10 protein-coding genes are annotated in these 11,871 nt (G+C 44.4%); 5 read left to right on the top strand and 5 right to left on the bottom strand.

The window, feature by feature from the left end:
- Nucleotides 1–176: 176 nt before the first annotated feature.
- The 3 genes from CGZ90_RS13950 to CGZ90_RS13940 form a co-directional block, all read right to left on the bottom strand.
- Nucleotides 177–725 (bottom strand): acyltransferase, encoded by a 549-nt coding sequence (locus CGZ90_RS13950; protein ID WP_094253106.1) that lies wholly within the window; start codon nucleotides 723–725, stop codon nucleotides 177–179.
- Between the two features lie 111 nt (nucleotides 726–836).
- Nucleotides 837–1,853, bottom strand: coding sequence for a C40 family peptidase (locus CGZ90_RS13945; protein WP_133063597.1), 1,017 nt, complete (start codon nucleotides 1,851–1,853; stop codon nucleotides 837–839).
- A 169-nt stretch (nucleotides 1,854–2,022) separates the two neighbouring features.
- Nucleotides 2,023–4,008 carry an S-layer homology domain-containing protein gene (locus CGZ90_RS13940; protein ID WP_094253104.1) on the bottom strand — a complete coding sequence of 662 codons (1,986 nt, stop codon included), beginning with the start codon at nucleotides 4,006–4,008 and terminating at the stop codon, nucleotides 2,023–2,025.
- A gap of 189 nt (nucleotides 4,009–4,197) precedes the next feature.
- Here CGZ90_RS13940 and CGZ90_RS13935 point away from each other — a divergent pair, with 189 nt between their 5' ends.
- Together CGZ90_RS13935 and CGZ90_RS13930 are read left to right on the top strand one after the other, a co-directional pair.
- Complete coding sequence (locus CGZ90_RS13935; protein ID WP_094253103.1) at nucleotides 4,198–5,643, top strand: MBOAT family O-acyltransferase; 1,446 nt, start codon at nucleotides 4,198–4,200, stop codon at nucleotides 5,641–5,643.
- A 9-nt stretch (nucleotides 5,644–5,652) separates the two neighbouring features.
- Nucleotides 5,653–6,774: a hypothetical protein gene (locus CGZ90_RS13930; RefSeq protein ID WP_133063596.1), complete on the top strand. Its 1,122-nt coding sequence runs from the start codon at nucleotides 5,653–5,655 to the stop codon at nucleotides 6,772–6,774.
- A 69-nt stretch (nucleotides 6,775–6,843) separates the two neighbouring features.
- Here the strand turns inward: CGZ90_RS13930 and CGZ90_RS13925 are convergent, their stop codons facing one another.
- A complete protein-coding gene (locus CGZ90_RS13925; RefSeq protein ID WP_094253101.1) occupies nucleotides 6,844–8,766 on the bottom strand; it encodes a S8 family peptidase in 1,923 nt (640 codons plus the stop codon).
- Nucleotides 8,767–8,863: 97 nt separating this feature from the next.
- Nucleotides 8,864–10,255 carry an N-acetylmuramoyl-L-alanine amidase gene (locus CGZ90_RS13920; protein WP_165766860.1) on the bottom strand — a complete coding sequence of 464 codons (1,392 nt, stop codon included), beginning with the start codon at nucleotides 10,253–10,255 and terminating at the stop codon, nucleotides 8,864–8,866.
- Nucleotides 10,256–10,449: 194 nt separating this feature from the next.
- Here CGZ90_RS13920 and CGZ90_RS13915 point away from each other — a divergent pair, with 194 nt between their 5' ends.
- From CGZ90_RS13915 to CGZ90_RS13905, 3 genes are read left to right on the top strand one after another with little or no spacing between them, the layout of a single operon-like run.
- A complete protein-coding gene (locus CGZ90_RS13915) occupies nucleotides 10,450–11,139 on the top strand; it encodes a glycosyltransferase family 2 protein (protein WP_094253099.1) in 690 nt (229 codons plus the stop codon).
- A gap of 10 nt (nucleotides 11,140–11,149) precedes the next feature.
- Nucleotides 11,150–11,512 carry a DUF2304 domain-containing protein gene (locus CGZ90_RS13910; RefSeq protein WP_094253098.1) on the top strand — a complete coding sequence of 121 codons (363 nt, stop codon included), beginning with the start codon at nucleotides 11,150–11,152 and terminating at the stop codon, nucleotides 11,510–11,512.
- The gene (locus CGZ90_RS13905; protein WP_094253097.1) at nucleotides 11,509–11,871 is read left to right on the top strand and encodes an EamA family transporter; all 363 of its coding nucleotides are present in this window, start codon (nucleotides 11,509–11,511) and stop codon (nucleotides 11,869–11,871) included. Before CGZ90_RS13910 ends, CGZ90_RS13905 begins: the two co-directional genes overlap by 4 nt.

Below are 11,871 nucleotides of genomic sequence, written 5' to 3'. Positions count from 1 at the left end.
AAAGATCGACTTACCGGCCCCTTTCCCTTTTGCTTGTCGGGGCTGAACGAGCCGTCTCTGCTTTTCGCCACGCCCCGCGGAAAGCGTGCGCCTGAAACGGAAATCACCGGCTTCTTTGATTCCTTTCCTTAAAAAACGGCAGGTGCCTCCCAGAGGGGCACCTGCCGTTTTCTCATTTAAAGATAATTGATCTCTACTTTATTTTCTTGCTTCAGCTTCATGTAAAGCTGCCCGTTTGCATCAAGCTCTTTATACTTTTCAATATCCCGGGTTTTAATAACCTTAGCCGGGTTGCCCCCAATAATCGAGTACGGCGGAACATCCTTCGTCACAACCGAACCCATCGCTACAACAGAACCTTCACCTACTGTAACTCCTGGGCAGAGCAGTACATGAGCACCGATCCACACATTTTTTTCAATAGTGACAGGCTTTAAATACACGCCTCCATCATAAGGAAGCATCTCCGCACCATCATAGCGATGATTAGAAGTAAGAACAGAAAGCCTCGGTCCGATGATGACCCCGTCTTGAATCGTCACTCCGCCGCGTGCGGAAATGTACGCTTCCGGTCCGATGTATACATGAGAACCGACTGTGATTTTCTCAGGATTGCCGAACTTCGAATCCGTATGAAAAACAACGTTCTCGCCAAGCTTTCCAAAACGCGCTCTTAGTTTATTCATCTTATACGATTTAATTTGTCTTCTAATAACGTTAAGCATGACAGTCCACCTTTTTAAGTTACTACCCTAGATTATAGCCATAATCGCGCCAAAAGTTAAACAGGTGTTTAAAAAAGAAGAAAACCCGCTGTTTTAGCGGGTTTTTAAGCATTACCTAGTCAGGGTACGGTACAGGAAGGCTGAGAATTCAGCACGTGTCGTCTGTCCGTTCGGCCTGTATGTATTATCTGCGTAGCCTTGCGTAACATTGTAGGCTCTCATAGCATGTACATTTTTGTAGATTGGATGAGTCGATACGATATCGCTGAAAGGCTTAACCGACTGCTCATCGTAGTTCAGCATGTCATAAGCGCGCGTCAGGATAATCGCCATCTGCCCGCGTGTGATCGGCTCGTTCGGACGGAATGTTCCGTCTGGATATCCGGACACGATCTTGGCCTCAGCAACCGCAGCAATGTGCTGTGCAGCAGCTGAACTAGAGCTCACGTCGCTGAAACTCATTTCTGTAGAAGCAGGCAGCTTTAACTGTTTATTAAGTAAGATCGCAGCTTGCCCTCTCGTGATTGCAACCGTTGGTTTAAACAACGATCCTTCAAAACCTGAAATAACTCCCTGCCTGCTCAGCTCATAAATCGCTGTATAGGCAAAGTGACTTTTAGAAACATCATAGAATTCACCAGCCGGAAGCGCAGGCTTCACTTGCTGTGCCGTTTCATCTGGAAGCACGCTTTTTGATGCGTGATAGTATTTAGACCAATAAACGTTGTCGAGCGGATTGACCTTGATGCCGGAACTGCTCGTCGCGCTGATAAAATTGTTGTCTCCTATGTAGATCCCGGCATGCGTGATGCCGTCGGACGGGTATGTATTTTTGTAAAAAACAAGGTCTCCTGGCTGCAGGTCTTTCACCTCAACCGCTGTTCCTAACTTAAACTGATCGTTCGCCGTACGCGGCATTCCAATGCCAGCTTGTGCAAAAACATACTGGATGTAGCCTGAACAATCAAAGCCCTCTGATGGCGTTTCGCCGCCCCACGTATATTTCACACCTGTGTATTTCTTTGCGATAGAAACAATCTCTTCTCTCTTTGTTGCCGCCTTAGTCTGCGGCACATAAAACGCCAAAACAACACATGCCATAACAAGTAAAGATATGATACGCTTCACCAAATTCTGGCCCCTTTCCCCATTAAAGTCGAAATTTGGTATGTATATTACTTTTATAAGTGTAGCATTATCGAACTATCACTTAGATTACAGTTTTGTTACAAAGGTGCTGAGCGAGGTTTAAAAAATTCCAAAAAGAAAAGCCAGCAATTTCAGCTGGCTTCAAACTTTAGTTCTGTGGCGCTTTAACAATCGTTCTATAAAGGAAGATTGAAAAATCTCTTCGTGAAAGCTTATCGTTCGTACCATATAACGTATCAGAAACTCCGCTCGTGATGTTATAGCTGTAAATCGTTTCGATTGAAGACTTGAATACTCCAGCGACATCAGTAAACGGTGTTTCCGTTCGCTCGGTCAGCTTGTACGCTCGTACTAATGCAGCTGCCATCTGGCCTCTCGTCAATTCCTGGGTTCCGTTAAAGTTGCCTTGTCCATCTCCAAGGAATATCCCTGCATTCTGAACGGCTGCAATTTGTGGATAAAAACGGTATGCAGGATCGACGTCATTGAATCCTGGGTCTGTTACATTTGTTAAATCCAATTCGAGCTCATTCGCAAACATGATAGCAGCTTGAAGACGGTTTAAAGGAACATCAGGTCTGAACGTACCATCAGGATACCCGCTGATAACCTTGTTCTCTACTAACGTTGCGACTTCCGGATAACCGCGGACACTCATGATAAGATCCGGGAACACAGACAAAATGCTTGCGCGTTCTGTTAAGTAGCTTGATGCGATGTATCCGACGCTGCCGTCCATCGTCTTAACAGGGTACCAGCCGAAATGCTGAGTATTGTCAGCAGCGTAGCGGATACCGCCTGTAATCTGGACTGACTCGCCTCTCAGCATGAATCTTTTTCTAGTCGAATCCTTTGTTGCCGAAGAACGAAGCGATACTTCAGCTGTTGTCGCCACCGTATTGCCAGGAACAAAAAAGTGCTTAGACGTAGTGAACGGTCCTGGAATGGTGTATTGCTTTTTCGCACTGAAATCCATAAGTGTTGCAGTAGAAGAAGCATAATTTATCACAAGCTCGCTGACTGGAAATGGCTTAACATATAGCTGCCCTGGTCCTTCATCATATGTCATGTGATAGTAAATCGTATCTTGATAGGCTTCTTTCGGATATTTCAGCAGTGTACGCTGTTCTGCCGTCAGGCGCGGATCGTTCTTTTTTGAGTAGCCGTTATATGCAAGGATAGCAAAATACCAGTGATCAATCTCTTCGGGAGAATGATCATTGATCCAAGGAACATAAGTAGAGTTCCATTTTTCCTTCAATATTTTAATACCTTCATTAATATTAAACTCAATATCTGTCTTAAGTCTTTCCTCTAAACCAGGATTTTTATCTAAATGAGATTGAGAGTAAGTAACCTGTGTAATTCCAAGTCCTCTTCCATCATAGCCAATCAGCGGGTACCCGTCTGATGTGAACTGTCTCCAGCGGCTTTCCTGCCAAACAATTGCTTTGAAAACTTCTGGCGGAATGTTGTTATCAATTGCCGCTTTTGTCAGCATTTTATTAATCACTTCAGGCGCTGGGTTGCTGTAAGGTCCTGCTGCCTTTGCAGTTAAAGGGTTATAGTCGTTCTCTGTTTCACTTTTAAGCGATACAGTGTTATCGGTATTAATAAGATAACTTTCTGATGCCAGGTTAGACGGATCAACGTTTACGTCCCCTTTTTCATATGTTGGGAACGTTACCTTAAGGCTGTCTGCACCGAGCATTGTCAGCTTACCATGCGTATATTCATGAGAAGCAAAGATTTGCTTTACTTCCTCATCGTTGATAACAAAAAGATCAAACAGCAAAACAGAGCCGGTACCTGACAGACGGTACTCAATCGCAGCGTATTGATTTCCGACAGCGTTCCATATATGAACCTTTTCTGCATATCCTAGCGGAATATTGTTCTCATAAACTCTTAAATCTTTTCTTAAAATAGCAATCTCAGATTCTGGCTCACCGTTTTGAACAGACAGCTGAGCTCCGCCCTGCAGTTCAATTACCCTACTTCCGATGCTATCAAAATTGATTGTCTGCACTGCCGTATTTTCAACCGCATGAGCATTAGAGCCCGAAGTCACCCCCACAAATAAAAGAGCAAACATAAATGCCCACGTAAATCGCACTGCTAATCTACCATACATTAGCCAAAATCCCCCTTAATTTCTATTTATAATTAAAATTATCATAAAATAGAAGGTTAATATAGGTAAATTACGACTATATTTGCTTTTTTTTCATATTTATTGGTGCTTTTTGCCTTGTACTGACTAATCCTGTATTTTTTTGTATAATAATCTAGTCGTTTGCAAAAATACGCAGGGGGTCATGTCTTGCTTTTTAATTCCTATGAATTTATCTTCTACTTTTTACCCGCCGTTCTTATCGGTTATTTTTTGCTTAATTATGCAAAACAAGACACAGCAGCGAAAATATGGCTTGTTGCTGCGTCTCTTTATTTCTATAGTTTCTGGAACTTCAATTACTTGTATTTGATCTTAGCTTCTATACTAGTAAACTATGCAATTGGGACCTACCTTTCTAACGCCAGCAATTTGCGTGTTAAAAAGCCGGTCTTGACTGTCGGGATCGTTCTTAACGTCCTGCTTCTTGGCTATTACAAGTACACCGATTTCTTTCTAGAGACAATCAACGGGTTCGTCGAAAACGACTATTCTCTCCTCGGTCTCATGCTTCCGCTCGCGATCAGCTTCTTTACCTTTCAGCAAATCGCGTACCTTGTGGACAGCTACCGCATGGAGACAAAAGGATACAAAATTCACGATTATATGCTGTTCGTCATTTTCTTCCCGCAGCTTATAGCAGGGCCGATCGTTCATCACCGTGAAGTGATGTCACAGTTTCAAGACAGCGATAACCGCAGAATTAGCATGAAGCACATCTCTCTCGGACTGTTTATTTTTGGAGTGGGTCTGTTTAAAAAGGTCATGATCGCTGACACGTTCGCAGTGTGGGCGAACGACGGCTACGCGCGTGCAGCAGATCTTTATTTTGTAGAATCATGGATTGCTTCGCTGTCGTACACATTCCAGCTGTATTTTGATTTCAGCGGCTATTGCGACATGGCGATGGGAGCAGCGCTTCTTTTTAACATCAGACTGCCATTAAACTTTAACTCGCCATATAAGGCACTGAATATTCAGGATTTCTGGAGAAGGTGGCACATTACACTGAGCCGCTTCTTAACGGAATATATCTACAAACCTCTTGGTGGAAACCGAATAAGTCCATCACGTACATATATCAACATCTTTATCATCTTTATGATCAGCGGGTTCTGGCATGGTGCCGGGTGGACATTCATTATTTGGGGAGCACTGCATGGAGTCGCTTCTGTCATCTACAGGTGGTGGAGCAGGCGCGGGTATTCGATGCCGAAAATTCTTGGTTGGTTCATCACGTTCCAGTTCGTGAACATGGCATGGGTGTTTTTCCGTGCTGAGTCAGTTGGGCAGGCACTGACCATGCTGAAAATCATGTTTGGGTTTGAAAACTTCATTCTTCCGGCAAGGGTTGCTGCAGTGGTTGAGCAGTTTTCAGGAGTATTACTGTTTCCGGAACGCGCCTCCTTCTACACTTCAATGAGCGTCGGGCTGATTGTAATAGCGCTTGCCGCAGTCATCTGGCGCCCCAACTCGTTTCAGATGATGGAAAGATTTAAGCCTGATGGATTCCGGCTTATGTTTATTCTCGTTCTCTTTTTCGTATCTGTTCTTCAGCTCGGAAAAGTGACCGAGTTTCTGTACTTTAATTTTTAAGGAGATGACATGATGAGTCCAAATGAAAATAGACAGTATGGAAAGTTCGTTAGACGGTTCTTCATCAGCATTTCCGTTCTTCTAGCATCCATTGCAGTATTTGTGTATATTTGTGATCCGTATTTGTACTATCATACATCCGGAGTTTACAACCGGACGTACATGAAAAATTTGAACGCCCGCTATCAGATGGCGAGCATGGTCAAGCATTTCGAATACGACACACTGATTGCCGGAACATCGATGGTTCATAACTTTAAGGAAGACAGCATGAATAAAAAGCTGAAGGCCGCATCCTTTAATGCCTCTCTTTCCGGTTCGTCGGCAAAAGAGCAGCGCAAGGTAGTCGAGCTCGCACTCGCTTCTAAAAACGTGAAACACGTATACTGGGAGCTGAACTATGACTCGCTTGGCGGTGGCAAAGACCGTATGGATCCTAGCTTTCCAGCTTATTTTTACGATACGAACTATTTCAATGACCTGCCATACCTCGTCAGCTACAGCTCGCTCCAGCGCATCGACAGCCAGTGGAAGCTGAAGGACAAGATCAACATGGCTGCTGATCCTCTTCAATATTATAAGTTTGGCGAAGACAGAAAACCGGTCACGCTTGATAACATCGGGGTGAATATAGAAAAGCGGGACAATCCGCTTCCCGTACCTGCAGGCCACACATATGAAACCTATATGGATAGCTTTAAAGAAAATGTCCTGCCAGTAGTCGAAGAACATGAAGATGTACGGTTTACATTCTTATATACACCATATCCTGTCACCCGCCATGTTGCGGTTTACAACAGCACACCGGAGATGATGGAAGGCAGACTGCAGTTTAAACGCGATGTATATAATCAGCTGTCTGAGCTGGAAAATGCAGATTTGTATGATTTTCAAGACGAAGCGTCCATTACCTTTAATCTTGGAAACTATATGGACCGCTCCCACTACTTTACGTACATCAATGAATGGATGCTGGATTATATGGCAAAGAAGCCTGCCATCCAGTCTAAAGATGAATATGAGAAAAAAATTGATTCGTTAGAGGATCAGGTCGAGAAGTTTGAATTTGATCAGCTCACAGAAAGTTACAAGCCGCGTGCAGAACAGACTGCATCTTTATCTTTAAAATAAAAAAAGAACCAGCCGGGGGTACGGTACTCAAAATGAGTACCGTACCCCCAGTTGGTTTTTTAAACACTATTATTGCAGCCTAAACTGCTTATTATCTGCTCTAGCTGTAAATACACCAAATTGTCCCCGTGTGACAGGTGCATTCGGTCTGAACGTCCCATCCGCATACCCTGAAGCAATACCGCTTGTCTCCACGAGATTAATTGCTTTGTATGCCGCCATGCTTTCAGTAACATCCGAAAAGCTGACCGTTCCCGTTGTCTTTAAATTGTACGCACGAGAAAGCATGATCGCCATCTCACCGCGTGTAATCGTCCGATTCGGATAAAAATAGCCTGTTGTGCTCTCGCTGATGATGCCGGCATTGAGCGCTGACTGAATGTAACCTGAAGCAAAGCTGCTCGCGTATACATCTTTAAACTCTGTCTTCCGTTTCGTGCCATCCAGACCTTTAGCCCGCCCGATCATCGCAATCGCCTCTGCACGTGTTACGCTGCGGCCAGCACTGTACCCGATGTCTGCATAACCAGATACAATAGATTTCCCAGAAAGGTAGATCACATGCGGTGCATACCAGTCTTCATTCGTAACATCCTGGAAACCAGCGCCAGAAACTGAAGCGGCTGCCATGTTCGTCATCGCTGAAGCATTTCCAGCCCAGTCTACTGCTCTCATTTTATACTCATATTTTCCGTTAGCTAAATAATCATGATATGATGTGCCGCTTTCAATCAATTTAATAAGTTTTCCATTGCGGTACAGCTCGTATCCTTTTAATGCGACCGTTTCTGTCGTGGCGTTCCATTTCAGAGAAACATCACCTTTGCCCGCATGAACCGCAGAAAAGCTTGCCGGCAGCGTCGGAGCTGTTGTGTCTCTCTCTGTCTGGATCAGTCCGTTTCCATACAGGTTATCTCGTCCAGCTGTGCCTAAATCAATCGTGTTCTGCAGCAGCATCTTGCGCAAGTCGCCTGTAGGATTTTTCTGTTTATAAACAGCCAGAGTCCCAGCAGTATAAGGAGCCGCCATGGATGTTCCGCTCGCTACCATATAGCTGTTCTGACCTTCTGACCAGTACGTGCTGTAAACATCCACACCTGGTGCTACAACATCAAGCTCCTTACCCGTCCCAGAAAAATAGCCTCGTTTCGTAAACTTGTCGATGGCGCCAACAGCGATTGTGTTTTCGTTCTTAGCCGGCCATTCAATCGTGTTCTCGATACCATCAGCAGTTCCGTTGTTGCCTGCCGCGGCAACGACCATGATGCCTTTACTTACAGCTTCGTTGACCTTTGCGTTAATGGCGTCTGATTTTAGCGGACTAGATAAGCTCATGTTAATTACGTCCATCTTGTTCTCGATCGCCCACGTTAATCCGCCGATAATTTCAGATTCATAGCCAAATCCGTTTTCATCGAGCACCTTAACTGCATAAACATCCGCGTCAGGCGCAACACCTACAGCGCCAATCTCGTTATTTTCCGCACTGATGATGCCGGCAACGTGTGTGCCATGGCCGTTATCATCGGCATAGGAGGCACGTCCTTCAACTGTCGACACTCCTCCCGATACCTTGAGATCAGGGTGATTGAGTGAGATCCCTGTATCGAGTACAGCAACCTTCACACCTTTACCCGTAAATCCTTTATTTATCGTCTGAACGCCGTTCACCTTCTGAACCGGCCATCGGACAGTCTGCCCGGCAGCCGTTTCCGTCATTTTATATTTTATTTCTTCTTTTACTGAAACAACTCCAGGCACTGCATCGATAAGCTTTACCGCTGCTTTTGGAACAGTGGCTGAAATTATAGACAGCTCAGGAAGCTGATGATGTATCTTGCCGTGAAACTTTTGTGCAATTTTTTGATCTATTTTCTTTTCAAACGTGATCAGGACTCTCGTTTTCTGCTCGCTGCTATATCCTTCATTTGAAGGCAAAAATAGATTTCCTGCGATAATCACACTCAGTGCGAAAGCTGTCTTTTTAAACACACTGCCTATCCCCTTTTTATAAAAATACTCTCTGTAACCATTATATCGAAAAAATTCCTCTTAAAGTTAATAAGAGGAATTTTCTTCAAAAAATATTTTAGTATATTTTGTAATAATCAAGGATCCCTAGGTAGATCGCGTAAGAAGCTTTATCACGCCATGTTGCGGACCCTAAGTTCTTTGCATCCGTAGCACTATCGATAAATCCGAGTTCAACAAGGTTGCCGACCATCGGATTTTCACGTATAACATGGAAATCTCCATGTTTATAGCCGCGATCCTTCACGCCAAGAATGCTGACCATACGCTTCTGAATCAGCTCTGCCAGCTTTTTGCTCTTGGCACTGTAAGGCGATGCTGGTTCAGATGCCCCGTAATAATACGTCTCAGCACCTGTTCCCCCGCCTGAATTGGTATGGATGCTGATGAACATCTCACCTTTGCCGTCTTTGGCAATCTGCACACGTTCTGACAATGTCGGATAAGCATCTGTTCTGCGAGTCATGATGACATTTACTCCAGCAAGCTTCAGCCTTTTTTCAAGACGAAGTGATGTGTCCAGATTAATATACTCTTCTGTGAGTCCATTACCGACTGCCCCAGAATCCGAACCGCCATGTCCAGCATCGACCACAATGCGTTTTAAATCAAGATCAGCCACTGGCGGTGCGATATATGCTTGATGGACATAGCCTTTAAGACCCTTGGCTTCTACAAGTGCCCAGTCCCCTAATCGCTGATAAACCGATACACGGTCTCCCATGTTCAGCTTTCCTATGGAAGAGAAGTCAGTGGAAGGTCCCTTCCTTACATTTAAGTCATTCGTATTAACAATTTCCGTTCCAATAATGGTTGCTGTATCATCTGCATCTTCAATGCGGAAGCTTGTATTCATACTCCTAGCCATGAATACAGAAAAGTCAGCTCTGTTGATTGATTGGTTAGGTCTGAACGTATTGTCACTGAATCCTGCTGCAATGCCTGCAGAAGCTATTTTATTGATAGATCCGTATGCAGCACTGCTTTTTGGCACGTCACCAAACAGCATTAAAGAATTTGTTTCAGCGAGCTTGAAAGCCCTCGCGATCAGGATTGCCATCTCGCTTCGGTTTACGGTTTTGCCTGGACGGAACGTGCCGTCTGCATACCCTGTAATAATACCCTTTTCAACAGCGGACTTTATGTATCCGGAAGCAAAGCTTGCTGAACTGACATCCGAAAAGGATGAACTGCGTTTCGTGCCGTCCAGTTTAAGAGCTCTCCCTATCATAACCGCTGTTTCCGCACGGTTCACGCTTTGTCCCGGTTTGAACGTGCCATCTGCATAGCCCGTTATTACATCTTTCAAAGATAAATAATCGATCTCTTCTTTTGCGCGGAATGTTGAACTGATGTCTGTAAATGAAGCTGCTGAAGCCGATGGTCCTGGAGCTGCAATAGCAATGGCGGCCGCAAGCGGTGCCACTAACCCCTTGATGTACTTATTCACGACAAATCCCCCTGATGATGTTTTTATCTTAAAATAATTTCCCCTTGCCCTATATATCGCCCGCATTTTTTGAAAATTTAGCAGAAATTTATCGATTTTTGAAAAAATCGCAAGAAACATAGCAAACATCACATGAAGGATTTTGGAAAAAAGAGGCATACTATCAAAAAGGGTTTGAGGAGAAGGAACATCATATGAAATCAAACGTTCTAGTCATTATTCCAGCTTATAACGAAGAGGATGTTATTTTCGAGACGCTTAGCAAGCTGCAATGCTCCTCGCCGTTTGATTACATTGTGATCAACGACGGATCAACGGACCGCACGCGGACTATACTATCTGAAAATCACTTTCCTCACATCAATCTTCCTGTGAACATGGGAATTGGCGGTGCCATGCAGACCGGGTATCAATACGCTCTCGAAAAAGGCTACGAGTATGCAATTCAGCTGGATGCCGACGGCCAGCACAATTCAGATGAATTGACTCTTTTATATGAAGAAATACGAAAAGGCGATGCGGATATGGTCATCGGCTCTAGGTTCGTCGAGCAGACAGGGTATAAAGGCAGCAGCATGCGGCGCATAGGAATTTACTATTTTCAGTGGGTTATTAAGTTTCTGGCTCGTATTAAAGTCACGGATCCTACTTCCGGCTACCGTATTGTCAATCGAAAGGTTATTGCTGAATTCGCCCATTCTTATCCTGTTGATTATCCTGAGGTCGAGGTCCTCGTCAGGCTTGCTCAGAAGAACTACACCATTAAAGAAATAAAAGTAAACATGAATGCGCGAATGGGCGGTAAGTCCTCCATCACGCCCATTAAGTCAGCGTATTACATGCTGAAGGTAACCTTTATTTCCGTTATCCGCTCTATCTTGTGAGGTGCCGTTTATGAATTCTGTCCAATTGATCGCGTTGCTCACCGCTGCTCTCTTTTTGCTTCAGGTTGTTCTGTTCACAAGCCGAAACAAGCTTCATGACAAGCAGGCTTTTCTTTGGCTGCTTTTTGCGGTCGCCAGTCTTATCGTCGCAATATTGCTTCCTCAGCTTAACAGGCTGGCATCCAGCCTCGGGATCGCGTATCTGCCGGCATTTATCTTCATGCTCGCATTCTTTGTCATTCTGAACCTTCTCATCTACCAGACAACAGTCATATCGCGGAATGAAAAACGTTTGAACCTGCTTATCCAAAAAACGGCGATACAGCATAAAGAGCTTGAGGATTTAAAAAGAGAGAAGGGTGATTCGCCTTGAGTTTTTTAAACATGTGTTTAATTTTGCTAAACACCTTGATCCTCGTAAGCGGACAGTTTTTGTGGAAGATGGGACTTGAAAGCAGACAGCCTGATTTCAGCTCACTTATGGGAATCATCCGTCTGCTGCTGTCGCCTTGGATTTTCACAGGTATTGTGGCTTATGGACTTGCAACGGTTCTTTGGCTTCTCATCCTGTCGCGTGTTCAGCTGAGTGTTGCTTATCCGCTGCAAAGCACAGCATACATAATCGCTGTTATCGGATCTTACTATTTGTTTAACGAACCGCTTACCATCTACAAGGTCGGAGGCTGCATGCTGATTATGGCAGGTGTCTCAATAATAACGATTTCGCAATAA

Source organism: Fictibacillus aquaticus, from assembly GCF_002245695.1.
GTDB classification, from domain to species: domain Bacteria; phylum Bacillota; class Bacilli; order Bacillales; family Fictibacillaceae; genus Fictibacillus; species Fictibacillus aquaticus.
The sequence above is the reverse complement of the archived record's forward strand: the minus strand, read 5'-3'. Positions and strand labels throughout refer to the sequence as shown.

Excerpts from the sequence above, each read along its gene's own strand:
- CGZ90_RS13950 (WP_094253106.1), bottom strand. The coding sequence starts at position 725 with ATGCTTAACGTTATTAGAAGACAAATTAAATCGTATAAGATGAATAAA.
- CGZ90_RS13940 (WP_094253104.1), bottom strand. The coding sequence starts at position 4,008 with ATGTATGGTAGATTAGCAGTGCGATTTACGTGGGCATTTATGTTTGCT.
- CGZ90_RS13930 (WP_133063596.1), top strand. The coding sequence starts at position 5,653 with ATGATGAGTCCAAATGAAAATAGACAGTATGGAAAGTTCGTTAGACGG.
- CGZ90_RS13915 (WP_094253099.1), top strand. The coding sequence starts at position 10,450 with ATGAAATCAAACGTTCTAGTCATTATTCCAGCTTATAACGAAGAGGAT.
- CGZ90_RS13910 (WP_094253098.1), top strand. The coding sequence starts at position 11,150 with ATGAATTCTGTCCAATTGATCGCGTTGCTCACCGCTGCTCTCTTTTTG.